This window comes from Herbiconiux solani NBRC 106740 (assembly GCF_001571005.1).
GTDB classification, from domain to species: domain Bacteria; phylum Actinomycetota; class Actinomycetes; order Actinomycetales; family Microbacteriaceae; genus Herbiconiux; species Herbiconiux solani.
In genome coordinates this window covers 470,358-494,378 of record NZ_BCST01000002.1, presented here as the reverse complement: position 1 = coordinate 494,378, position 24,021 = coordinate 470,358, and the positions used below count along the sequence as shown (strand labels likewise).

At 70.4% G+C, this 24,021-nt stretch carries 19 protein-coding genes and 1 pseudogene; 8 read left to right on the top strand and 12 right to left on the bottom strand.

Annotation, left to right across the window (positions count from 1 at the left end; all coding sequences use genetic code 11):
* Positions 1-14: 14 nt before the first annotated feature.
* A pseudogene (gene purD, locus HSO01S_RS19720) lies at positions 15-1,328 on the bottom strand (phosphoribosylamine--glycine ligase); the annotation flags it as partial.
* A gap of 87 nt (positions 1,329-1,415) precedes the next feature.
* Between purD and HSO01S_RS05475 the strand changes: the two are divergent.
* Both HSO01S_RS05475 and HSO01S_RS05470 read left to right on the top strand, forming a co-directional pair.
* On the top strand, positions 1,416-1,778 hold the full coding sequence (locus tag HSO01S_RS05475) for a sterol carrier family protein (RefSeq protein ID WP_066039544.1): 363 nt from the start codon (positions 1,416-1,418) through the stop codon (positions 1,776-1,778).
* A gap of 109 nt (positions 1,779-1,887) precedes the next feature.
* Complete coding sequence (locus HSO01S_RS05470; RefSeq protein WP_066039543.1) at positions 1,888-2,232, top strand: hypothetical protein; 345 nt, start codon at positions 1,888-1,890, stop codon at positions 2,230-2,232.
* Positions 2,233-2,250: 18 nt separating this feature from the next.
* Here HSO01S_RS05470 and HSO01S_RS05465 read toward each other — a convergent pair whose 3' ends face one another.
* The 7 genes from HSO01S_RS05465 to HSO01S_RS05440 form a co-directional block, all read right to left on the bottom strand.
* Positions 2,251-2,457 carry a DUF3073 domain-containing protein gene (locus HSO01S_RS05465; RefSeq protein WP_066039542.1) on the bottom strand — a complete coding sequence of 69 codons (207 nt, stop codon included), beginning with the start codon at positions 2,455-2,457 and terminating at the stop codon, positions 2,251-2,253.
* 130 nt (positions 2,458-2,587) lie between these two features.
* Positions 2,588-4,621 (bottom strand): APC family permease, encoded by a 2,034-nt coding sequence (locus HSO01S_RS05460; RefSeq protein WP_245635898.1) that lies wholly within the window; start codon positions 4,619-4,621, stop codon positions 2,588-2,590.
* Positions 4,622-4,770: 149 nt separating this feature from the next.
* The gene (locus HSO01S_RS19590; RefSeq protein ID WP_281177808.1) at positions 4,771-4,905 is read right to left on the bottom strand and encodes a hypothetical protein; all 135 of its coding nucleotides are present in this window, start codon (positions 4,903-4,905) and stop codon (positions 4,771-4,773) included.
* Between the two features lie 185 nt (positions 4,906-5,090).
* Complete coding sequence (locus HSO01S_RS05455; RefSeq protein ID WP_066039540.1) at positions 5,091-6,590, bottom strand: MFS transporter; 1,500 nt, start codon at positions 6,588-6,590, stop codon at positions 5,091-5,093.
* 89 nt (positions 6,591-6,679) lie between these two features.
* Complete coding sequence (locus HSO01S_RS05450) at positions 6,680-7,207, bottom strand: TetR/AcrR family transcriptional regulator (protein ID WP_245635897.1); 528 nt, start codon at positions 7,205-7,207, stop codon at positions 6,680-6,682.
* A gap of 115 nt (positions 7,208-7,322) precedes the next feature.
* Complete coding sequence (locus HSO01S_RS05445) at positions 7,323-9,164, bottom strand: cell wall-binding repeat-containing protein (RefSeq protein WP_066039538.1); 1,842 nt, start codon at positions 9,162-9,164, stop codon at positions 7,323-7,325.
* 185 nt (positions 9,165-9,349) lie between these two features.
* Positions 9,350-11,944, bottom strand: coding sequence for an ATP-dependent DNA ligase (locus HSO01S_RS05440; protein ID WP_066039537.1), 2,595 nt, complete (start codon positions 11,942-11,944; stop codon positions 9,350-9,352).
* Between the two features lie 37 nt (positions 11,945-11,981).
* Between HSO01S_RS05440 and ku the strand changes: the two genes are divergently transcribed.
* Positions 11,982-12,914: a non-homologous end joining protein Ku gene (gene ku, locus HSO01S_RS05435; RefSeq protein WP_066039536.1), complete on the top strand. Its 933-nt coding sequence runs from the start codon at positions 11,982-11,984 to the stop codon at positions 12,912-12,914.
* Between the two features lie 8 nt (positions 12,915-12,922).
* Here the strand turns inward: ku and HSO01S_RS05430 are convergent, their stop codons facing one another.
* Both HSO01S_RS05430 and HSO01S_RS05425 read right to left on the bottom strand, forming a co-directional pair.
* On the bottom strand, positions 12,923-14,236 hold the full coding sequence (locus HSO01S_RS05430) for a hypothetical protein (protein WP_066039535.1): 1,314 nt from the start codon (positions 14,234-14,236) through the stop codon (positions 12,923-12,925).
* Positions 14,233-15,171, bottom strand: a complete 939-nt coding sequence (locus tag HSO01S_RS05425) for a DMT family transporter (protein ID WP_066039534.1) — start codon at positions 15,169-15,171, stop codon at positions 14,233-14,235. Before HSO01S_RS05425 ends, HSO01S_RS05430 begins: the two co-directional genes overlap by 4 nt.
* Before the next feature lie 102 nt (positions 15,172-15,273).
* On the opposite strand from HSO01S_RS05425, the gene HSO01S_RS05420 reads away from it, so the two are divergent.
* Both HSO01S_RS05420 and HSO01S_RS05415 read left to right on the top strand, forming a co-directional pair.
* Positions 15,274-16,656 carry a glycine--tRNA ligase gene (locus tag HSO01S_RS05420; protein WP_066039533.1) on the top strand — a complete coding sequence of 461 codons (1,383 nt, stop codon included), beginning with the start codon at positions 15,274-15,276 and terminating at the stop codon, positions 16,654-16,656.
* Positions 16,657-16,774: 118 nt separating this feature from the next.
* The gene (locus HSO01S_RS05415) at positions 16,775-18,451 is read left to right on the top strand and encodes an L-serine ammonia-lyase, iron-sulfur-dependent, subunit alpha (RefSeq protein WP_066039532.1); all 1,677 of its coding nucleotides are present in this window, start codon (positions 16,775-16,777) and stop codon (positions 18,449-18,451) included.
* A 32-nt stretch (positions 18,452-18,483) separates the two neighbouring features.
* Here HSO01S_RS05415 and HSO01S_RS05410 read toward each other — a convergent pair whose 3' ends face one another.
* Positions 18,484-19,437 carry an aldo/keto reductase gene (locus HSO01S_RS05410; RefSeq protein ID WP_066039531.1) on the bottom strand — a complete coding sequence of 318 codons (954 nt, stop codon included), beginning with the start codon at positions 19,435-19,437 and terminating at the stop codon, positions 18,484-18,486.
* Between the two features lie 51 nt (positions 19,438-19,488).
* Here HSO01S_RS05410 and HSO01S_RS05405 point away from each other — a divergent pair, with 51 nt between their 5' ends.
* Positions 19,489-20,256: a MerR family transcriptional regulator gene (locus HSO01S_RS05405; RefSeq protein WP_066039530.1), complete on the top strand. Its 768-nt coding sequence runs from the start codon at positions 19,489-19,491 to the stop codon at positions 20,254-20,256.
* Between the two features lie 31 nt (positions 20,257-20,287).
* Here the strand turns inward: HSO01S_RS05405 and HSO01S_RS05400 are convergent, their stop codons facing one another.
* Positions 20,288-20,842: a GNAT family N-acetyltransferase gene (locus tag HSO01S_RS05400; protein WP_066039529.1), complete on the bottom strand. Its 555-nt coding sequence runs from the start codon at positions 20,840-20,842 to the stop codon at positions 20,288-20,290.
* Between the two features lie 233 nt (positions 20,843-21,075).
* On the opposite strand from HSO01S_RS05400, the gene HSO01S_RS05395 reads away from it, so the two are divergent.
* Positions 21,076-22,578 (top strand): flavin monoamine oxidase family protein, encoded by a 1,503-nt coding sequence (locus HSO01S_RS05395; protein ID WP_084361369.1) that lies wholly within the window; start codon positions 21,076-21,078, stop codon positions 22,576-22,578.
* A complete protein-coding gene (locus HSO01S_RS05390) occupies positions 22,575-23,957 on the top strand; it encodes an NAD-dependent succinate-semialdehyde dehydrogenase (RefSeq protein WP_066039528.1) in 1,383 nt (460 codons plus the stop codon). The genes HSO01S_RS05395 and HSO01S_RS05390 overlap by 4 nt, the downstream gene beginning before the upstream one ends.
* Positions 23,958-24,021: the final 64 nt, after the last annotated feature.

Sequence of the window (24,021 nt, the reverse complement as noted above, 5' to 3'; positions counted from 1 at the left end):
CCAGCCCCCGAACCCCCCGCGACCCGCTCCGCGATGTCCCGCCGGTACTGCCCGCCCTCGAGCCCGATCGACTCCAGCACCCCGTACGCCCGATCCCGCGCCTGCCCGAACGTCGGAGCCACGGCGACGACGTTGAGCACGCGCCCCCCGGTCGCCCGCAGCACCGGCCGGTCGCCGGACTCGTCCCGGTCGGTCGCCGCGTGCAGCACGCTCACGCCCTCGACCCCGGTTCCGGTCCCGCCGACCTCACCGACCCCGCCGGCCCACTCGTCGACCCCGAGCCCGGTGATCACGCGACCGGTCACGGGCGAGCCCGGGTAGTTCTCGCTCGCCAGCACGACCGTCACGGCGACCTCGTCCGAGAACACCGGCCGGGGCACGTCGCCGAGCGTGCCCGTCGCGGCCGCGAAGAGCAGGCCGCTCAGCGGCGTGACGAGCCGCGGCAGCACGACCTGCGTCTCGGGGTCGCCGAAGCGCGCGTTGAACTCGATCACCCGGATGCCCTTCGGGGTCAGGATCAGTCCGCAGTAGAGCAGGCCGATGAAGGGCGTGTCCTCGCTCGCGAGCTGCCGCACGGTGGGCAGCGCGATCGTCTCGATCACCTCGTCGACGAAGGCCTGCTCGCTGCCGAACCGCTCGTCGAGCCACGGCAGCGGCGAGTACGCGCCCATGCCGCCCGTGTTCGGGCCGAGATCGCCGTCGAGCAGCCGCTTGTAGTCCTGCGCCGGTGACAGCGGGGCGACCGAGTGCCCGTCGCTGAGGAGGAACAGCGACACCTCCTCGCCGTCGAGGAACTCCTCGATCAGCACGTCGCCGTGCTGCAGCCAGTGCGCGGCGTGCGCGGTCGCGGCTTCGAGGTCGCTCGTCACCAACACGCCCTTGCCGGCGGCCAGCCCATCGGCCTTCACCACGTAGGGGGCGCCGAACCGCGCCAGAGCAGCGGATGCCTCGGCCAGCGTGCCCGCGGTCGTCGCGCCACCCGTCGGCACGCCCGCGGCATCCATGATGCGTTTCGCGAAGGTCTTGCTGCCCTCGAGCGCGGCGGCCTGCCGGCCCGGTCCGAAGACGGGGATGCCGCGGGTGCGGAGCGCGTCGGCCACACCGGCCACGAGCGGGGCCTCGGGCCCGATCACGACGAACTGCACGTCCTCGGCCTGCACGTACTCGACGACCGCCTTCGGGTCGTCCGGGTCGAGCGCGACGGTCGGCACGACTGCCGCGATGCCCGCGTTGCCCGGAGCGGCCACGATCTCGTGCGCCTCCTCCCGCAGCAGTGCGGTGATGATGGCGTGCTCACGTGCGCCCGAGCCGAGTACGAGGATCTTCACGCCCCCAGCCTACCGAGGGGCGCCCGTGCCGCCGGGCTGCCACCGGGCGACTGCCGCTGCCCGGCCCGCGGGGGATACCGTGGACCCATGGCAAAAGCGAGGATCGGCGACGCCGACGGCACCGCGGCCGTCGCCGCCGCCACGGCCGACTTCGACCAGGCGTCGCGGGACACCCGTGCGACCGCCGTGCGCTACCTGCTGCAGCGGCTCGCCGACGCCGCCGAGGGCAACTCGGTCGAGGTGCGGGTGCCGCCGTTCGGCGCCGTGCAGTGCATCGAGGGCCCGGGGCACACCCGGGGCACCCCGCCGAACGTGGTCGAGATGGATGCACGCACCTGGCTCGAGCTCGCCACCGGCCGGCTCAGCTGGGCCGAGGGTCGCGCGACCGCCCGCATCCACGCCTCCGGCCAGCGCGCCGATCTCTCGGCCGTCGTGCCCCTGGCCCGCTGAACCGCGCGAACCATCCCGACCGCTGAATCGCGCGAACCGCGCCACAACGGAGCCGCGCAAAGCGTCCCGATCGCACCCCATGCCCAGCCGAGTGCGCGACAATAGAGGCGTGAGTTCGCACCCCGACGTCCCGCCCACCCGCGACGGCGACCAGGCACCCGGCCAGATCGGGCCGGTGTCGGTCCGCCGTGCGCCCCGCTACTACCGCTTCATGGCGGTCGGTGCGGCGATCGGCCTGCTGCTCACGCTCATCGTGACCTTCGCGTATCCCGAGCAGGGCGAATTCAGTCGCCTCCAGGTGATCGGCTTCACGGCCCTGTTCATCATCGCGATCTTCGTCGCGCTGGGCGCGATCGTGGCGCTCGTGATCGACCGCATCAGCCGCCGTCGTGCCCGCACCGTGACGGTCGAGCTCGTCCGCGAACACGGTTCCGACAACGACGAGACGGTCTAGCGGGCTCGAAAGCTCGGCTCAGGCGCGCTTCTGCTCGTCGGTCGGTTCGAACGCCTCGTCGGCGTCCGCATCCTCGTCGTCGTCGATCCACTTCGAGTAGTCGGGTTCGCCGTGCTGGCTGCCCGTGAGTTCACGCTCGAGCGCCGAATAGTTCGTGTCGGGGCTGAAGTACTTCAGCTCGCGTGCGACCTTCGTGTGCTTGGCTTTTTGACGGCCACGCCCCATGCGAGACCCCCTCACGAATCGGGCCGGGGGCGGTGCCACCCGGATGAGACGAACAACGACGAAAACTTGGGTCAGTTTAGCACGCAGCCATCGGTCGACCCCGTGCGCCGGGCAGGGTGACGGCGGGCGCTCAGCCTCGTCCGCGCTTCTGCACGACGGGGTCTCCCGAGTGCGGGCGGCGCGGCACCGGACGCACCGGCTCGCCGCGACGCTCCTGACCGGGCAGCGGGCGCGAACGGCGGCCGTAGAGCAGCTCGGAGGAGTCGAGCAGCCACGGCACCAGCGCGATGGTCACGCCGTGCACGAGCATGAGCTTCTTGCGGATGCGGCGCGCCTTGTGGTTGTGCAGGATCGTCTCCCACCAGTGCCCCACGATGTAGATCGGCGTGTAGACGGTCACGACCTCGCCGCCGTGCTCGGCCTGGTGCTTCATGATGTACTTCGCCAGCGGCACCGCCACGTCGCGGTAGGGCGACTCGATGATGTTGAGCGGCACCTCGATGTTCATCGACTGCCAGTCGGCCTCGAGCTGGCTGGTCTGCTCCTCGTCGATCGAGAGGTGCACCGCCTCGATCGAGTCGTGCCGGGCGGCGATGGCGTAGTCGAGGGCCTTGAGCACCGGCTTCTGCATCCGCCCCACGAGCACGATGGCGTGGTCGCCTGTCGCGCCGAAGGTGGTGTGCGGGTCGACCTCCACCTCTTTGTTGACGTCGCGGTAGTAGCGGTTGACGCCGAGCATGAGCAGGAAGAGCACGGGCATGATCGCGAACACGAGCCAGGCGCCGTGGGTGAACTTGGTGATGGTCACTACGATCAGCACGATCGCGGTGAAGACGGCTCCCACCGCGTTGATGGCGAGGGAGCGCACGACCGCGCCCCGGTCGGCGCAACCCTCTTTGAGCATCCGGAGCCAGTGCCTGACCATGCCGGTCTGGCCGAGCGTGAACGAGACGAAGACGCCGATGATGTAGAGCTGGATGAGCTGGGTCAGGTTCGCCTGGTAGACGATCAGGATCGCGGTCGCCGCGAGCGCCAGCACGATCATGCCGTTCGAGAAGACGAGACGGTCGCCGCGGGTCAGCATGGCCTTGGGGGCGTACGAGTCCTTCGCCAGCACCGAGCCGAGCAGCGGGAAGCCGTTGAACGCGGTGTTCGCCGCGAGCAGCAGCACCGCCGCGGTGGCGGCCTGGATGATGAAGAACATGATCGTGTTGTTGCCGAAGGTCGCCGCCGCGACCTGGGCCATCAGGCTCCGCTGCGGGGTGGTGGCGCAGTCGGCGAAGCCGATCAGGTGACAGGCGTCCTCGGCGTAGTGCACGCCCGAGATCAGTGCGACGGCGGTGAGGCCGGCGAACAGGCAGATCGCGATGCCGCCCATGAGCACGAGCGTGCGCTGCGCGTTCTGGACCTTGGGGGTGCGGAACGCGGGCACGCCGTTCGAGATGGCCTCGACGCCCGTGAGGGCGGAGCATCCGCTCGAGAACGCCCGCAGGAGCAGCAGGATCATCGCCGCCTGGGTCAGCTGGTCGGCCCGCACCTCGAAGCCCGCCGACTCGGCGACGGGAGCGGCGCCGAACGCCGTGCGCACCAGGCCGATCACGATCATCGCGGCGACGCTGGCGACGAAGACGTAGGTGGGGATGGCGAAGGCCTTGCTCGACTCGCGGACACCGCGGAGGTTGACCGCCATCAGGATGATCACGAAGCCCACCGCGATCTCGACCCGCCACGGGTTGAGCTCGGGGAGGGCGGAGATGATGTTGTCGACGCCCGAGGCCACCGACACGGCGACCGTCAGCACGTAGTCGACCAGCAGGGCCGAGGCGACGACCAGGCCCGCCTTCTCGCCGAGGTTCTTATGGGCGACCTCGTAGTCGCCGCCGCCGCTCGGGTAGGCCTTCACGAGCTGCCGGTAGCTGGCCACGACCACCACGAGCAGCAGCACGACCGCTGCGGCGACCCACGGCGCGAAGGTCAGGAACGAGAGCCCGCCGATCAGCAGGATCATGAGCAGCTCCTGCGGGGCGTACGCCACGGAGGAGAGCGGGTCGCTCGCGAAGATCGGGAGTGCCAGGCGCTTGGGGAGGAGCTGACCCTCGAGCTTGTCGCTCGGCAGCGGATCGCCGATCAACCAGCGTTTCGCTGAGCGGGTTTCATTAACCACGAGTGACGACACTACTCGCGCGCGAACGCGTGTCAAGTTGAGCGGCGGCGGATTTATTCCCGCTCTGCGCCGCAGGATTTCCGGGGCGTGAAAAAGCGCCGCACGCCCCGTGATTCCGGGGGCGTGCGGCGCTCGTTCGCCCTGGTCGACTACTCGTCGCCGGGGATGACGCTGTCGGTGTACTCGCCGCTCTCGGGCTCGGGCACGTCCACGTTCTCGGCCTCGGTGTCGGTGTACTCGCCGTCGCGCTCGCCGCGTCCGTCGTGTTCCTTCTTCTCGGTCATGAGATCCTCCTCGATTGGATGGCCGGTGGTCTTTGGCCGAAAGTACCACCGCGGTGGGGGCGCAGCCAGGGTTTCGCACGGATGTGCAGGGGCGTTCGGTCTGGTGTCGGACCTGGCGGGGGCGTCAGCCCCGGCGGGCGCGGGCGGGGCGGGTGCGGGATGCGCGGCGCGTGCTCGGGCGGGCGTCAGGCGCGGCGGGCGCGGGCGGGGCGGATGGCGAGCACGAGGGTGGCGGCGACCAGCGCGGCCAGCGCGCCTCCGACGAAGACGGCGCTGAAGCCCGAGGTCGCGGCGACGGCCGGGGCTGCTCCGGATCCGAGGGCTCCGCTCGTGACCGCAGCCGCGATCGTCGACAGCACCGCGAGTCCGAGGGCGCCGCCGATCTGCTGGCTGGTGTTGACCAGTCCGCTGGCGAGTCCCGCATCCGTCCCGCTGGTGCCGCTCACGGCGAGGTCGGTGACCGCGACGAAGGATGCGCCGAGCCCGGCGCCGATCACGATGGTCGGGGCGAGCAGGTCGCTGACGAACCCGGCGCCGGCCGGGGCGAACGAGAGCCAGATCAGGCCGGCAGCCAGCACGACCAGGGCGCCGACGAGCACGGGGCGGGCGCCGATCCGGGCCATCAGGGCCGGGACCGTGGCGGCCGCGACGACGAGGGTGCCGGCGAGGGGGAGCTGCGTCAGGCCGGAGGTGAGGGCGTCGAAGCCGAGCACGTCCTGCATGAAGACGGAGAGGGCGAAGAAGGTGGCGGTGGTGGCGGCCCCGATCAGGAGCATGGCGAGGTTGCCGCCGGTGACGGCCGGGCGCCGGAAGATCGCCAGGTCGACCAGCGGCGCGGGGCTGCGGCGTTCGATCAGCGCGAAGGCGGTGAGGAGGGCGACGGCGACGGCGAAGAGGGCGATCACGAGGGGGGAACCGAAGCCGGCCTGGCCTGCGGCGCTGAGGCCGGCGACCAGGGCGATGAGGCCTCCGGTGACGGTAGCAGCGCCGGGGAGGTCGAGCTTGGCGGGGGTGGTGTTGGTGCTGTTGCTGTTGCTGGTGTTGGCGTTCGCGTTGGTGTTCTCGGTGTCGGTGGCGTTCATCCGGTCGCGGCGCACGAGGCGGGGGAGGACGAGGAGCACGAACAGCCCGGCCGGCACGTTGACGAAGAAGATCGCGGGCCAGCCGAAGGCCGCCGTGAGCACCCCGCCGAGCAGGACGCCGGCGGCGCTGCCGATGCCGGCGACCGCGCCCCAGACGCCAAGGGCCTTGGCGCGGTCGGCGGGGGTGACGAACAGGCGGGTGACGATGGCGAGGGATGCCGGGGCGAGCAGTGCCGCGGAGGCTCCCTGCAGGGCGCGGGCCGCGAGCAGCAGGCCGCCGTTCGGTGCCAGCCCCGCGAGGGCCGAGGCGGCGATGAAGCCGGCGATGCCGATCAGGAAGACCCGGCGGTGCCCGAACCGGTCGGCGAGTCGTCCGCCGAGCAGCAGCAGTCCGCCGAAGGGGAGCACGTAGGCGGTGATGACGCCGCTGAGCTGGGCGGTGTCCAGGCCCAGCTGCGAGCCGATCGACGGGAGTGCGATGTTGACGATGGAGGCGTCGAGCACGACGAGGAACTGGGCGACGGCGAGCACGACGAGTGCGGCCCAGCGGTGCGGGCTGAGGGGCGGGGTGGTGGGGGTCATAGCGGAGGTGGTGGTGGACATGGTGGGCCTTTCGATTGGTGAGTGACTGTACAGTCACCCTTGTGCGGAAAGCAAAGCCGGGTCGATGGTCCGACCCGGCTGTTCGGCGCTCAGGCGGGGTGCGTGATGCCTTCGCTGAGAAGTCGTGCCCAGTTGGAGTCGATGTTCTCGACGCCGACCGTCACGATGAGGTGGCAGAGCTGGCCGTAGGCGATGAACCGCTGCACGGAGGAGTCGTCGGCCCCCGAGCGGCTGGCCGCGAACTCGGTGACGCGGGCGAGCCCGCGCTGCAAGGCCTGCCGTACCTCGGGCACGTCGGAGGCCGACTGGGCGTGCACCTGCAGCATGAGGAGGTCGCGGTCGGCGATGAGATGGGCGTAGGCATCCCCCATCGCGTCGAGGACGCCCTCGGGAGTCTGTTCGGTCGCGCCGGCGGCTCCGGCTTCGAGCGCCTCGAGCACGAGCTCGAAGCACCGCTCGAGTGCGGCGACGAAGAGCGCCTCCTTGCCCGGGAAGAGCTTGAAGACATACGCCGTCGAGATCCGCGCCTCCTCGGCGACCTTGGCGATCGGCGTGCCGAGGTACCCCGATCGCGAGAACGCCCGGATCGCACTGGCGACCACGGTCTCCCGTCTCACCTCCGCAGTAGAAAGCACCTTGCCCATATGAGTGACCGTACACTCACTACCTCCGCCAATGCAAGAGGCGACGACATATCGGCTCACCGTGGGTGAGCTTGGCGGTGAGCCGGTATCAGAGGAGGAAGGCGCCGAGCTGATCGAAGACGGCGGGCGAGACCGAGTTCGCTCCGCCCAGGACGACGATCCGTGTGGGCCGGAGCCGGGAGAGTTCGGTGGCCACGCTCGCAGGAATGGCGTCCCTCATCACGAGCAGGATCGGGGCGTTGTTGCTCGCAGCGGCCGGCCCGCCTGACAGTGCGTCCGGGAACGTGTTGCCCGAAGCGATGAACACCGTTCGGCTGCCGGTAGGGAATGCGCTCGCGGAGACCGCGGCCGACCCGTCATAGCGATCGACGCCCGCAACGCGAGTAGTGGGCGCGACTGTTCCGAGGACGCCCTCAACGCCGGCGCTGACGGTGTTGACGCCGCCGAGGATCACGATCTTGCCCGGCCGCAGCCGTGCGAGCTCGGTCTGCACGGCAGCGGGGATGGCATCCCGCTGCACGAGCAGAACCGGCGCCCCTCGAAGTCCGGCGACCGCGCCGCCGGCCAGAGCGTCAGGGAAATTCTCGCCCGACGCCACGTAGACCGCCGGGGGACCCGGCGTGAACGCTTGCGCTGACAGCGCGGCCGACACGGCGTACCGGTCGACACCTCCTACGCGTGTCGCCGGAGCGTAAGCAGTGAGAGCGCCGACGACACCGTCGCTGACCGATGCCGGCCCGCCGAGCACGACGATCCTGCCGGGCCGCAACCTCGTCAATTCCGCCCCGACGGCGGCCGGGATGCTCTCCTTCGATACGAGCAGCAGCGGTGCACCCCGACTCCCGGCCACGGCCCCACCCGAAAGCGCATCGGGAAAGTTCTCCCCGGACGCCACGTAGGCGACGGGGGCGCCGGCCGGGAACTCCGCAGCGGAGAGCCGAGCCGAACTCTCGTACCGATCCGCCCCACTCACCCGCACCAGCGGCGCCGTGCTGTCCAAATCCATGAGTGCCACGGTCTGCGAGTTCAACCCGACGACAAGGGCATGCCGTCGCGCGGAATCCACGCCGATCGACTGGATCCCGGAGCCGTAGTAGCTCCCCTCCTTCGGGATGACGCGAATCACGTGCAGGGTCTCGGCGTCGATCGCCGTCATCTGCCATTCCGTGGCCACCCAGACTTGCCGTCCGTCAGGATCGACGGCGATGCCGTCCGGGCCATCGCCGATACCGTTCGTTCGGTCGTTCGGAATCACTCCCACTACGTGGTTCGTCACCGTGTCGACGACCGAGACCGTCCCCGATCGTTCGTTCGCGATGAATGCGCGATGACGGATGGAGTCGACTGCGATCCCGCGCGGACTGAGCCCGATTCCCGTGGCGACGTCGTGAGGGATGACGGTGATGACGCTGTTGGTCGTGGTGTCGATGACCGAGACGGAATGGTCGTTGAGGTTCGGTACGTACGCGCGATGCAAGCCGGCATCGATGGCGATATCGATGGGATAGTTCCCGATCCCCGACAGTGAATCGTGCGGAATCACCGCCGTCACACTGTTCGTCGACGTGTCGATCACGGACACGGTGCCGTCGATGAAGTTGGCGACGTAGGCGCGGGAGAGATTGCTGTCGACGGCGATCCCCGTCGGACCTTTTCCGATTCCGCGAGTGCTGTCGTAGGGGATGACCTTGATGACGGCATTCGTCGTGGTGTCGATCACCGAGACCGTGTGGGAATTGTAGTTCGCGACATAGACCTGGCGGTGAGGCTCGTCTACGGCGATTGCGGAGGCACCATCGCCGATGCTGGTGGGTCCGTGCGGGATCGTGGTTGCGACCGTGTTGGACTGAAGGTCGATGACCGACACGGTGCCGTCGAAGGTGTTGCTGACATAGGCGCGATCGCTGCTCTGCTCGACCGCGACTGCCACCGGCGCGGGATCGGGGCGGGTGGGGGAGGTGATCGTGATCGTGGCCGTGAGGAAGTTCGTCGCCGAAGCTGGGGTCGGGGAGGCGATGGTGGCCGCGATGACCAGACCGGCGACGACGGGGACGCTAAGACGAGAATACCTCATTCAATGAGGATAGCGGCTGCAGCGGTGGGCGCAAGGGCGGGTCAGGACTCGCGACGGACGTCGGCGGGGGACTTGTCGGGGCGCCAGCCTCGCCAGGAGGGCTGGCGGAGGCGGTCGGTACCCGTCCACTCCGCGAACTCCACCTCGCCCACGAGCTTCGGCGTCACCCAGACCGCGTCGCGCGCCTCCGGCCCCGGCACGTCGGCGAAGGGGGAGGTCTTGCGCTCGAGCTTCGCGAGCCGCGCCGTGAGGTCGGCGAGGTCGCGCTCCGAGAAGCCGGTGCCGACACGACCGACGTAGCGCAGGGTGCCGTCGGCATCCGGGATCCCCATCAGCAACGACCCCACCTGCGACGCCCGGCGGCCCTTGCCCGGGCGCCAGCCGCCGATCACGACCTCCTGGGCCGCGTGGTGCTTGAGCTTGAGCCAGGCCCGCGAGCGACGGCCGAGCGAGTAGGGCGCGTCACGGCGCTTGGCCATGACCCCCTCGAGGCCGAGTTCGCGGCTCGCGGTCATCGCGTGCTCGAGGTCGCCCTCGAAGGCGGGCGGCAGGTGGATGGGGCCGTCGTCGGCCGGCACCACGTCCTCCAGAGCCGCCCGGCGGTCGTCGTAAGACTCCTTGACGAGCGACGACCCGTCGAGCTCGAGCAGGTCGAAGACCATCAGGTCGACCTTCGTGGTCGCCATGGCGGCCTCGACGTCACGCGGGCGGGAGAGGCCCATGCGCTGCTGCAGGCGGCTGAAGCTGGGCCGGCCCCGCGCATCCAGGGCCACGATCTCGCCGTCGAGCACCAGCGAGCGATCGGGGTACAGCCGCGCGAGCGCCTCGGTGACCTCGGGGTAGCCCGAGGTCACGTCGTTGCCGTTGCGCGTGCGCAGGGCGACCTCGCCGTGGTCGATGCGGATGAGGGCCCGGATGCCGTCCCACTTCATCTCGAACGCGTACTCGCTGTCGGGGTCGAGATCGCCTGCACCGGTGGCCAGCGTCGCGAGCATGGGCTTGAACGCCTTGTCGAGCGAGGCGGCCGCCGCTTTCGTGGAGGACGAGGACGAGGTGGATGAGGACGCGGCCTTCTTCGAGGAGGAGGACGAAGCCTTCTTCGCCGAAGACGACGATCCAGACGACGACGACCCGTCTCCGTCCTCCGCCACCATCCGATGGATCAGCCAGTTCTTCTCCTGATCCCCCCGCCCGGTATGGATGAGCACGACCTTCCGTGCATCCCCCAGCCCGCCCGACGGCTGCCCGTGCAGCGTGACGATGATCTCCTTGCCATCGCGCCACTTCTCGAGGTCGTAGGTGCCGTAGTCCCAGATGGTCATGGTTCCCGCCCCATATTCCCCCGCGGGAATGGATCCTTCGAAGGTGCCGTACTCGAGCGGGTGATCCTCGGTCATCACCGCGAGATGGTTCTGGTGCGGGTCGTCCGGCACCCCCTTCGGCAGCGCCCACGAGACCAGCACGCCGTCGTGCTCGAGCCGGAAGTCCCAATGCAACCGCCGTGCGTGGTGCTCCTGCACCACGAACGAGCGCCCGTCGGTCGACGCGGGCGTCGCCCGGGGCACGGGCTCCGGAGTCTTCGCCTGATCGCGCTTCGAACGGTAGACCTCGAGCCGGTCACGTTCTCCAGAACCGCCGCGGGCTCCGGATGCTGGTGCCGGGTGCGCATCCGGCTGGTCCTCCGGCCCCCGGTTCGAGTGCCACTCGCCCGCCGGCGCCTCCAGCGCCCCGGGGGCGTCGGCGCTCTCGGCGAGCGGATCGCTCCGCCGCTTCATCCGCGCCAGCACCTCGTCGAGCTCGAGCTGCCGGAGGTCTTTCGACGCGAGCTCCCGCCAGGTGCGCGGCACCGCCACGGTGGGCCGGGAGCGCCCACGCAGCGAATACGGGCAGATCGTCGTCTTGTTGCCGTTGTTCTGGCTCCAGTCGACCAGCACCTTGCCGACCCGCTTGGTCTTCTTCATGTCGCTCACGACGAGATCGGGGTGATCGGCCTCGAGCGCCCGGGCGAGTGCGTGCGCCACCTCCGAGACCTGGTCGCTGGTCTGCGTGCCGTCGAGCGGCGCGTAGAGGTGGATGCCCTTGCTCCCGCTGGTCACCGGCACCGGTTCCAGCCCCATCCCGACCAGGATCGTCTTCGCCAGCTTCGCGACCTCGACGCACTCGGGCAGCCCCGCGCCCTCGCCGGGGTCGAGGTCGATCACGAAGCGGTCCGGGTTCTTCTGCCGGCCGTGCGCATCCACCCGCCACTGCGGCACGTGCAGCTCGAGCGCCGCGATCTGGGCGAGCCAGGCCAGGGTCGCTGCGTCGTTGACGAGCGGGTAGACGTTGACGTGGTCGGAGTGCTGGATGTCGACCCGCCGCACCCAGTCCGGCGTGCCGTCGTCGAGGTTCTTCTGGAAGAAGACCTGCCCGGGCTCGTCGGCGGTGCCCACGCCGTGCACCCAGCGCTTGCGGGTCGCGGGCCGGTTGCGGGAGTGGGGGAGGAGGATCGGGGCGATCTCGGCGTAGTAGCGGAAGACATCCGCCTTCGTCGTGCCCGTCTCGGGGTAGAGGATCTTGTCGAGGTTCGTGATGCGCAGGCGGTGCCCGCCGACCGTCACGGTCTGGTCGTCGCCCTTCGCTGCTTTCGCGGCCATGCTTTCATCTTGGCCCTGTTCAGGGGTCTAATTGGGTATGAGATCGATCTGGAAGGGCGCCATCACCTTCGGCCTCGTCAACGTGCCCGTGAAGGTCTACAGCGCCACCGAGGACCACGACATCTCGCTGCACCAGGTGCACGACAAGGACGGCGGGCGCATCCGTTACCAGCGTCGCTGCGAGATCGACGGCAAGATCGTCGAGTACGAGAACATCGCCCGCGCCTACGACGACGGCGAGCGCACGGTCATCCTCACGAAAGACGATCTGGCGTCGCTGCCGGAGGAGCGCAGCCGCGAGATCGAGGTGGTCGAGTTCGTGCCGAGCGAGCAGATCGACCCGATCATGCTCGACAAGAGCTACTACCTCGAGCCCGACTCGAAGTCGCCGAAGGCCTACGCGCTGCTGCGCAAGACGCTCGAGAGCACGGACCGCACGGCGATAGTGCACTTCGCGCTGCGGCAGAAGACGCGCCTCGGCGCCCTGCGGGTGCGGGGTGACGTGCTCGTGCTGCAGTCGCTGCTCTGGGACGACGAGGTGCGCGAGGCCGCGTTCCCCTCGCTCGACGAGCCGACGCGGGTCTCGTCGCAGGAGCTCGACATGGCGATGTCGCTGGTCGACCAGTTCGCCACCGACTTCGAGCCCGAGAAGTTCACCGATGACTACCAGGAGCAGCTGCGCACCCTGATCGACGCGAAGCTCGCCCAGGGTGACTCGGTCGACACCGACGAGACCTTCGGCCGTGAGCCGGGCTCGGGCGACGAAGGCGGCGAGGTGCTCGACCTGATGGAGGCGCTGCGCCGGTCGGTCGACAAGAGCCGGTCGGGCGGCAGCGGGTCGGGATCGGATGGCGGCAGCAAGACGACAGCCGAAAAGAAGCCCGCGCCGAAGAAGACCACGGAGACCGCGGCGAAGAAGCCCGCCGCCAAGAAGCCCGCGGCGGCGAAGAAGACGTCGAAGGCCTCCTGAGACGAGGGTCAGCCCGCTGAACCCGGTCCGGGCTCGATCATCTCGGGGCCCTCGTCGCCGTGCTCGGCGCGACCGTCGGCGGCGGGATCGCGGCCGTGGCGACCTGCCCGCTGGTGCCCCGCATCCTGACCCGCGCCGTCGGCCTCGACCCCCTTGTCACCCCCGGCGAGGTACCGCGCCCGCACCGCGAGCGCCCGCCGCGCCTCGCGGATCAGCGGGTGGAAGAACGCCACCCGGTAGGCCGAGTTCGTCGTCACCGACACCAGGAAGTTGAGCGACGACACGCAGCTGAGGAAGATCGCGGTCTTCACCAGCGCCCAGGTGAACGGGATCTCGACGCCCAGCACCACGACCGTGCTGAGGCGCTCGCCGACCCACTCCTCGAGTACCTCGCCCGAGAAGGCGAAGATCCCGAGCAGCACCAGGAACGCGCAGACGATCACGGCGAAGAGCACGGTCTGCAGCCCCAGCGCGAACACCAGCACGGTCTGCAGGTTGAGGCGCTCGGGCCGGCTGAGCGGCGGGCCGGGCCGTGGCGCCGCGCCCTCCGGGTCGAGGTGGTCGGTCGATTCGAGCCCCTCGTCGAGCTCCTTCATCTCGGAGCGGCTGATCGGCAGCACGAAGAAGAGGCAGAGCAGCGCGAAGAACACGGCGACCGCGAACAGCCGCGCGGGTGACATGGTGCTCGTCACCATCCAGACCGGTTCTGAGAAGAACGCGAACACGATGACGAGCATCAGGATGGGCAGCGCCCGCGTGACCAGGGCGCCGATGGCCGCCGTCTGGCGGAGCGCCGCCCGGGCCGCCCAGGCGAGAACCGCCCCGACCCCGAGCCAGGTGAGGAGGTACGCGATGCCCGTGGTGATCGCGGCCCCGATGGCACGGCTGACGGCCGACGCCGGATCGCCGGCGATGGCCACGACGACCGGGAACACCAGGATGTACGCGGCCGGCACCGCGATGCCGAGCGGGAGACGCAGGGCCGGGCGCCGCCGGAGCAGCACCGCGCTCAGCCAGCCCGCCAGGATCGGCACGGCGATCGCCGCCAGCAGGGCGACGCCGACCAGCAGGGCGAGCAGGGCTCCGAGCGTGGGGGAGTCGTCGTCGATGAGCACGTCGACCGTGCCGAGGAGGGAGGCGGCGACGCTGGAGACCAGCGCGAAGACGAGGAATGGCACCACCCGGTCGGCCAGGCCGTCGGCCCGTGCGCCGCGCTGCACGAACGACGGCAGCCCGACGCTGCGGAGCCACCGCTCGGCCTCCCGCCGCCGCTCGCGCGCGTCGCGGTCACCCGATCCCGCCGCTGCCGACCCCTCGCTCACCCCGTCGCCGTCCCCGGTGTCTCGCCGACCTCGGCGGCATCCTTTCGCTGGGCCCGCGACAGCAGGAAGACGCCGCTGACGGCCACCGCCCCGGCGACCACGAAGACCAGCACCGCCCAGATCGGCGCCCCGGCAGCCTCGCCGAGGATCGTGATGCCGAGGATGACGGCGACGAACGGGTCGATCACCGTGAGCCCCGCGACCACCACCTCGGGGTTGCTCGTGGTGTGCGAGAGCTGCACGAAGTAGATGGAGAGGCCGCCGGCCACGAGGATCGCGAGCACGCAGAACCCGGTGAGCACCGTCGCCGAGTCGAGCATCAGCCGGTCGCTCAGCACCACCTGCACCCGCACGATCACGGTCTTGCCGAGGGTCGCGACGAAACCGGTCAGAAGGCCGCCGAACATCACGAACAGGATGGGGGGCATCCGTCGCCCGGGCCGGTGGAAGAACAGGACGGCGCCCGCGACCGCCAGCAGCACCACGCCCAGCACGATCAGGATCGTGATCAGCTGCACCTCGTCGATCGGCGACTGGTGCGAGACCACCGCGGCCACCCCGACGAAGACCGCGACGCCCGAGACGCAGATCAGGATGGAGCGCACCACGCGCTTGGAGGGCATCCGCTTGGTCGTGATCGCCGTCACGAGCGCGGCGAAGACGAGCGCCACCACCCCGACCGGCTGCACCACGATCAGGGGCGCCAGGGAGAGGCTCGCGATCTGGATGATGATCGACAGCACGAACGAGACGGTGCCGAGAAGCCACACCTTATTCAGCGCGAGCTTGCGGAGCTGCTTGGCCCCGAGCCCCTTCGAGGAGACCGCTGCGACACCGCGCGACTGCAGTTCGTTGCCGAGGGCGAGCAGGGCGGCCGCGACGACGGCCAGTCCGATACCCGCGACGGGAAGGGACGTGAGGGTCACGGGCTCCATGGCTCGACCCTAGCCGGATGCGGCGGATGCGGCCGGGCCCTCCCCATAGAATTGTGCAGACCCATCGCGTGCAGCCGGCCGCGTGGAGTTACCGGAGCCTCAATGCCTGCCTCACGTCTCGATTCCGTCATCGCCCTCGCCAAGCGCCGGGGCTTCGTCTTCCCGACCGGGGAGATCTACGGCGGAACCAGGTCGGCGTGGGACTACGGGCCCCTGGGCGTGGAGCTCAAGGAGAACATCAAGCGCCAGTGGTGGAAGTTCATGGTGCAGTCGCGCGACAACGTCGTCGGGCTCGACTCCGCGGTCATCCTGCCCCGCCAGGTCTGGGAGGCCTCCGGCCACGTCGAGGTCTTCTCGGACCCGCTGGTCGAGTCGCTGCACACCCACAAGCGCTACCGTGCCGACCACCTGCTCGAGCAGTACGAGGAGAAGCACGGCCACCCGCCGGTGAACGGCCTCGCCGACATCCGCGACCCCGACACCGGGCAGCCCGGTTCGTGGACCGAGCCGCGCCAGTTCTCGGGCCTGCTCAAGACCTTCCTCGGCGTCGTCGACGACGAGAGCGGCCTGGCCTACCTCCGCCCCGAGACGGCGCAGGGCATCTTCGTCGACTTCAACGCGGTGCTCAACTCCTCGCGCCAGAAGCCGCCGTTCGGCATCGGCCAGATCGGCAAGAGCTTCCGCAACGAGATCACGCCCGGCAACTTCATCTTCCGTACCCGCGAGTTCGAGCAGATGGAGATGGAGTTCTTCGTCAAGCCCGGGGAGGACGAGGAGTGGCACCAGTACTGGATCGACCAGCGCTTCCAGTGGTACACCGACCTCGGCATCGATCCCGAGAACCTGCGACTGTTCGAGCACCCCAAAGAGAAGCTGTCGCACTACTCCAAGCGCACGGTCGACATCGAGTACAAGTTCGGCTTCACGGGCAGCAAGTTCGGCGAGCTCGAGGGCATCGCGAACCGCGGCGACTACGACCTGACGACCCACTCGAAGGCCTCGGGCACCGACCTGTCGTACTTCGACCAGACGACCAACGAGCGCTGGACCCCGTACGTCATCGAGCCGGCCGCCGGCTTGACCCGGTCGCTGATGGCGTTCCTGGTGGATGCGTTCCACGAGGACGAGGCGCCCAACACCAAGGGCGGCGTCGACAAGCGCACGGTGCTGAAGCTCGACCCGCGGCTCGCGCCGGTCAAGGCCGCCGTGCTGCCGCTGTCGCGCAACGAGGCCCTCTCGCCGCTGGCGAAGACCCTCGCCGCCGACCTGCGCAAGAACTGGAACGTCGACTTCGACGACGCCGGCGCCATCGGCCGCCGCTACCGTCGACAGGACGAGATCGGCACCCCGTTCTGCATCACCGTCGACTTCGACTCGCTCGAGGACAACGCGGTGACCGTGCGCGAGCGCGACTCGATGGGCCAGGAGCGCATCTCGCTCGACCGGCTCACCGGGTACCTGGCCGAGAAGCTCGTCGGGGCGTAGGCCGGTCCTCACCCGTATCACGCGGTTGCGGCGGTGTTTTCCGCCGACCCGCGCAGCTTCGTTGCGAGTGGGTGGCGGATGCACGGCCGGGGTCCTGCGCGCGGGTTAGGGTTTCCGGATGGAATCGAGCCCCCGAGCACCCGCTGAGCGGATCGCGGGAGTCTTCGAACTCTTCTCGATCGGCATCGGGCCCTCGAGCTCGCACACGGTCGGGCCCATGCGGGCCGCGCGCGAGTTCGCGCTCGAGTGCGCCGCCCGTTGGCCGGGCCGGGCTCCGGATGCGCTGGAGGTCGACGTCTACGGATCGCTGGCGGCGACCGGCCGCGGGCACAACACCTTCGGCGCCGTGCTGCTCGGGCTGGAGGGCGCCGATCCCGAGACCGTCGATCCCGAAGCGGGGCGGATGCGCGTCGCCGCGATCGCCGAGGGTTCGCCGCTGCGGCTGGCGGGTGCGGAGACCGCGGGCATCCTGTTCGCCGAGAACGACATCGCGAAGCATCCGCTGGTCGTGCGCGATCGGTACGCGAACGAGGTCGCGTTCGCGGCGCGGTTCGGGGATGAGACGCTGGCGGTCAGCTACTACTCGATCGGCGGGGGGTTCATCCTCCGGGCGCCGGTGACGGCGGCGGGGGCTGGCTCGGGCTCGGGCGAGAAGATTCCGGAGCAGCCTGTGCCGACCGCGATCCCGACGGCGGTCTCGGGGGTCACCGAAGTGTCGGCGGTCCCGGGTGGTTCTGAGGTGTCTGAGGTGTCGGGCGCTTCTGAGGGGTCGGCGGTTCCAGCGATCTCGGCGGGTGCTGACGCGAGGGTGTGGCAGACTCCGGCCACGGAATCCCGGGCGACGGTCGTGGCCGGGGGCGACTTCGGGTCGGGGGACGAGTTGCTGGCCCTGTGCACCCGTCGGGGCATGTCGATCGCCGAGGTCGTGCTCGCCAACGAGGCCGCGCGGCACCAGGGCGGTGTCGAGGGGGTGCGCGAGGGCCTGCACCGCATCTGGGGCGTGATGCGCGGCTGCATCGAGTCGGGGCTGCGCACCGAGGGCATCCTGCCGGGCGGGCTCAAGGTGCCCCGGCGGGCGGCGAAGCTCGCGCGGATGCTCGCCGAGGACGGCGTGGCCAACAGCCCCGAGTGGGCCACGATCGCGGCGATGGCCGTGAACGAGGAGAACGCGGCAGGCAACCGGGTCGTGACCGCTCCGACGAACGGGGCCGCCGGGATCGTTCCGGCCGTGCTCTACCACGCGCTGCGGCACCGGCATGCGGCCGCCCCGACGCGCACCGTGCTCACGCCGCCGGCGCCGACCGACCTGGCCCGCGCCGATCTCGCGCGCGATCCGTTCGACTCGCCGGAGGCCCGCCGGGACATCGAGACCTATCTGCTCACCGCGGCCGCGATCGGCGGCATCATCAAGCAGCGTGCCTCGATCTCGGGGGCCGATGTCGGCTGCCAGGGTGAGGTCGGCTCGGCCTCGGCGATGGCGGCCGCCGGGCTCGCCGCGCTGCTGGGCGCCGACGTGCGCCAGGTGGAGAACGCGGCCGAGGTCGCGATGGAGCACCACCTCGGTCTCACCTGCGATCCGATCGGCGGCCTGGTGCAGATCCCGTGCATCGAGCGCAACGGTGTGGCGGCGGTGACGGCGATCACGGCGGCGAAGCTCGCGTTGGGCGGCGACGGGGCCCATCGGGTGAGCTTCGACCAGGTCGTCGAGACCATGCGCCAGACCGGTGCCGACATGAGCGACAAGTACCGCGAGACGGCCCGAGGCGGTCTCGCGGTCAACGTGCCGGAGTGCTGACCGCCGCGTGCTGACCGCCGCGACCGGCGAGGTCAGGCCGCCGGCGGGGTCCAGGCCGAGACGGCGTCCAGGCGCGCCTCCTCCTCGGGGCTGAGCGTCACGCGACCCACGGCCAGCAGGTCCGCGACCTGCGAGGCCCGGCTGGCGCTCGCGATCGGTGCCGCCACGAAGGGCTTGGCCACGAGCCAGGCCAGGGCGACGGTGGCGATCGAGGCGTCGTGGGCGCGGCCGATCTCCTCGAGCGCATCCACGATCGTGAGGCCCTGCGTCGAGACGTACTTGGCGGCCGAGGGCGCCCGCACGCTGCCGGCGAAGTCGTCCTTCGAGCGGTACTTGCCTGTCAGGAATCCGCTCGCCAGGGCGAAGTAGGGGATGACCGACAGCTCTTCGCGCAGGGCGATCGGCGCCAGCTCGTCCTCGACCTCGTTGCGGTGCACCAGGTTGTAGTGCGGCTGCAGCGCGACCGGGCGCGCGAAGCCATTGGCGTCGGCGATCGCCAGGTAGCGCTCGACCGACTCGGGCGCGAAGTTCGACAGCCCGAGGTAGCGCACCTTGCCCGCGCGCACGAGCCGGTCGAAGGCCTCCGCGGTCTCCTCGAGCGGGGTCGCCGGGTCTTCGGCGTGGGCGTAGTAGAGGTCGATCCGGTCGGTCTGCAGGCGGCCGAGCGAAGCATCCGCCGCGGCCGCGATCGTCGACGCCGAGAGGCCTTTGAACTGCGGATGCTTCGACACCTTCGTCGCGATCACCGTCGCGTCGCGCGAGCCGCGGCTGGTGAACCACTCGCCGATGATCGTCTCGGACTCGCCGCCGACGTTGCCCGGGGCGCTCGCCATGTAGCTGTCCGAGGTGTCGATGAAGTCGCCGCCGCCGGCCGCGTGGGCGTCGAGGATGGCGAGGGAGGTGTCGCGATCGGCGGTCCAGCCGAAGACGTTGCCGCCGAGCGAGAGGGGGAAGACGTCGAGGTCGCTGGTGCCGATGCGGGTCATCGTTCCAGCCTCGCTTGACACTGCCGCAGCGTCAACTCCTACGCTCGCAGCATGAGCACACGAGAGTGGCCGATCTCGGAGATCGCGGGCCTGACCGGCGTCACGAGCCGCACCCTGCGGCACTACGACGCGATCGGTCTGATCGCGCCGAGCCGGGTCGGCGCGAACGGCTACCGGTACTACGACGAGGGCGCGCTCGTGCGGTTGCAGCGGGTGCTGCTGCTGCGCGAACTCGGGCTCGGGCTGCCGACGATCGCCGAGCTGCTCGAGCGGGAGACGGATGCGCCGGCGGCGCTCCGCCGCCACCTCGGCCGCCTGCGTGCCGAGCAGGAGCTGCTCGGCCGGAGGATCGCCGCGGTGCTCTCGACGATCGACACGATGGAGAAGGAGGAACCGCTGATGGCGGAGAAGATGTTCGACGGATTCGACCACACCCGGTACCGGGAGGAGGTCGAGGAGCGCTGGGGCTCCGAGGCGTACGCCCGGAGCGACGACTGGTGGCGCGGGATGAGCGACACCGACCGGGCTGCGTGGACAGAGCGATCGGCCGCGCTCGCCGAGGACTGGCGGGCGGCGGCGTCGGCCGGGGAGGATCCTGCGGGGCCGGCCGGGCAAGAGCTCGCGCGGCGGCAGGCCGAGTGGCTCGCGGGGATTCCGGGCACGCCCGGGTCGGAGGCCGGTGCACCGACGGCCGAGTACCTCACGGGTCTCGGCGAGATGTACGTGGCCGATCCGCGCTTCGCGGCGAACTACGGCGGGGTGGAGGGCGCGACCTTCGTGCGCGACGCCCTCGCGGCCTACGCCCGTACCCTCTCCTAGCCGCCCCCAGCTGGCCGGGTGGGCCGCCTCGTCAGGCGAGGCGCTTGCGCATCTCGAGCTCGCGGCCCGAAGAGGGATCGAGCGGGTAGGGGCGGGTGACGCCCGTCTCGACGAACCCGCGAGAGCGGTACGCCCCCACAGCACGGTCGTTGTGCTCGTGCACCTCGAGGGTGAGGGTGTCGCCGCGCTCGCGGGCCCATTCCTCGATGCGCGTGAGTACAGCATCCGTCACCCCGGCGGCCCGGCCGCGATGCGAGGGTGAGACGTAGACGGCGAAGAGGAAGGCTCCGGATGCGCCGCGCGGCACCTTCGAGGTCATCGACGCGACCCAGCGCCCCTCGTCGGTGATGGCGACGGCGGTGATGGCGTCGGGGGCCGAGCCGTCCCGGGCCCAGGCGCGCCACTCGGCCTCGGAGCGCCGCTCGGCGTGCGCGACCGTCTCGAGGTAGGCCAGCGGAGTGTCGGCGAGCATCTCGAGCCGGAGCCCCCGCACCTCCCGCCAGTCCTCCTCGATCGTCCGCCGCACGACGAACCCGCCCGCCGTGTCCTCGTCCGCCGTGCCGCCCGCTCCCGCACTCCCACGCATCCTCCGACCCTATGCCTGTCCTCGATCCGTCAGTTGTTGTCGCTATCGGCGGCGAATAGCGACAACAAGTGACGGATCGGCGACCTTCGGTGGCAGCGACGCCGACGCCGGCCGAGGCCTATGCGCGCGAGGCCGCGGCGACTACCATCGAAAGCGACTGCGACCGTGGCGTGCTGCGCCGGGATCCGTCGTGGAGAGCTCGAAAACCTACGAAAAGAGTCGTCGTGCCGGAGTTGGAACGCCTCGAACGGGATGTCGTCGTGATCGGCGCCGGAGCAACCGGCCTGACGGCCGCGACGAAGCTCGCCCAGGCCGGGCTGAGCGTGATCGTGCTCGAAGCCCGCGACCGCGTCGGCGGCCGGCTCTGGACAGACCTGATCGACGGCCAGATGTTCGAGCTCGGCGGCCAGTGGGTCTCACCCGACCAGACCGCGTTGCTCGAGACCCTCGACGAGCTGGGCCTTTCCACCTACGAGCGCTACCGCGAGGGCGAGAGCGTCTACATCGGCCCCGACGGCCAGGCCGCCCGCTTCACCGGCGACATCTTCCCGGCCGGCGAGCACACGAAGGCCGAGATCGAACGGCTGATCGTCGTGCTCGACGAGCTCGTCGCCCAGACCGACCCGGCCGCGCCCTGGGAGCATCCCGAGGCATCCCGTTTCGACCGTATCTCGTTCCGCAGCTGGCTCGAGCAGCAGACCGACGACGCCGAGGCGATCGAGAACATCGCCCTGTTCATCGCCGACGCCATGCTCACCAAGCCCGCGCACGCGTTCTCGCTGCTGCAGGCGCTGCTGATGGCCGCGAGTGCGGGCAGCTTCAGCAACCTGGTCGACGCCGACTTCATCCTCGACCGCCGCGTCGTCGGCGGCCTGCAGTCTGTGCCGCTCACGCTCGCAGAACGGCTCGGCGACGACGTGCGGCTCGGGCAGCCCGTGCGTCACATCGACTGGTCGGCGGATGCGGCGACCGTCACGACCGACACCCTCGCCGTCGCCGCACGCCGAGTGCTCGTCGCGGTGCCGCCCAACCTCTACGACCGCATCGAGTATGCGCCGCCGCTGCCGCGCATCCGTCAGCAGCTGCAGCAGCACCAGTCGCTCGGCCTCGTGATCAAGGTGCACGCGACCTACCCGACGCCGTTCTGGCGCGCGGCCGGGCTCTCGGGCACGGCCTTCAGCCCGTACCAGGTGGTGCACGAGGCCTACGACAACTCGAACTTCGGCGAGGAGCAGGGCACCCTGGTCGGCTTCGTCTCCGACGAGAAGGCGGATGCGCTGTTCCGCCTCGACCCGGCCGAGCGCAAGCGGGCCGTGCTCGCCTCCCTCGCCGCGTACTTCGGGCCCGAGGCCGAGGCGCCGACCGTGTACTACGAGAGCGACTGGGCCTCCGAGGAGTGGACCCAGGGCGCCTATGCCGCCAGCTTCGACCTCGGCGGGCTGACCCGCTACGGCGCCGCGCAGCTCGAGCCTGTCGGGAGCCTGCGCTTCGGGTCGAGCGACCTCGCGGCCGAGGGGTACCAGCACGTCGACGGGGCGATCCGGGTCGGGCGCCGCCTGGCCGCCGAGGTCATCGCCGAGCTCGGCGCCGCAGCCGAGCCCGCCGCAGCCGAGCCCGCCGCAGCCGAGCCCGCCGCTACCGAGCCCGGCGCTACCCAGCCCGCCGCAGCCGACTCGGCCGCATCCACCCCCGCTTCGTCCACCACCGCCCGCCCCACCGGAGGAGAACCCCAGTGACCCACTACGCCGTGATCGACCCCGCCACCGGCGAGACGCTCGAGGAGTACCCGACGATCACCGACGAGGCGCTCCAGGACGCGCTCGCCCGCTCCTCGGCCGCCCATCGCGACTGGTCGCGCCGGGTGCCGATCGCCGACCGGGCCGCCCTCATCCAGAAGGTCGCCGACCTGCACCTCGAGCGCCGCGACGAGCTCGCCGCCCTCGCTGTGCGCGAGATGGGCAAACCGCTCGAGCAGGCGCTGGGCGAGGTCGACTTCGCGGCCGCGATCTACCAGTACTACGTCGACAACGGCGAGAAGTACCTCGCCGACGAGCCGATCGAGCTCGAGGACGGCGGGGGATCGGCCTTCATCCGCCGCGCCTCGCTGGGGGTGCTGTTCGGCATCATGCCGTGGAACTTCCCGTACTACCAGGTGGCCCGGTTCGCCGGCCCCAACATCGTGGCCGGCAACACGATCCTGCTGAAGCACGCCCCGCAGTGCCCGGCGTCGGCGACCGCCATCGCGCAGATCTTCGCCGACGCGGTCGACGCGACCGGGGCGCATCCGGACGTCTACATCAACCTCTTCGCCACGAACGAGCAGTCGGCGACCGTGATCGAGGATCCGCGGGTGCAGGGCGTCTCGGTGACCGGCTCCGAGCGGGCCGGGTCGGCGGTCGCCGAGGCGGCGGGCCGGGCGCTCAAGAAGGTCGTGCTCGAGCTCGGCGGCTCTGACCCGTTCATCCTGCTGTCGACGAACGACCTGGATGCGGCGGTGCAGGATGCGGTGAACGCCCGCCTCGACAACAACGGCCAGTCGTGCAACGCGGCCAAGCGCTTCATCGTCGTCGACGGTCTGTTCGACGAGTTCGCCGAGAAGTTCACCTCCGCGTTCACGGCCGCCCAGCCCGCCGATCCGATGGCCGAGGGCACGGTGCTCGGGCCGCTGTCGTCCGAGGCGGCGACCGAGCGGCTGCAGGAGCAGCTCGACCGGGCCATCGCGCAGGGTGCGACCGTGCTTGCCAAGGGGGAGACCCGGGGCAACTTCTTCCCGCCCGCGGTGCTGGCCGACGTGACGCCCGAGATGGATGCGTACCGCGAGGAGTTCTTCGGCCCGGTCGCCGCCCTCTACCGGGTGCGCGACGAGGCGGATGCCGTGCGGCTCGCCAACGACACCCCCTTCGGCCTCGGATCGTACGTCTACACGACCGACGACGCCCAGGCGCTGCGGGTGGCCGACGACATCGACGCCGGGATGGTCTGGATCAACCTCGTGCTGGGCGACGCGGCCGAGCTGCCGTTCGGTGGGGTGAAGCGCTCGGGTTCGGGGCGCGAGATGGGCCGTTTCGCGCTCGAGGAGTTCGTGAACAAGAAGCTGATCCGCATCGCGGGCTGACCCCTGCTGCCGCCCGCCCGGCCCGGACCGCGAATGCCCTCGATCCGTCAGTTGTTGTCGCCAT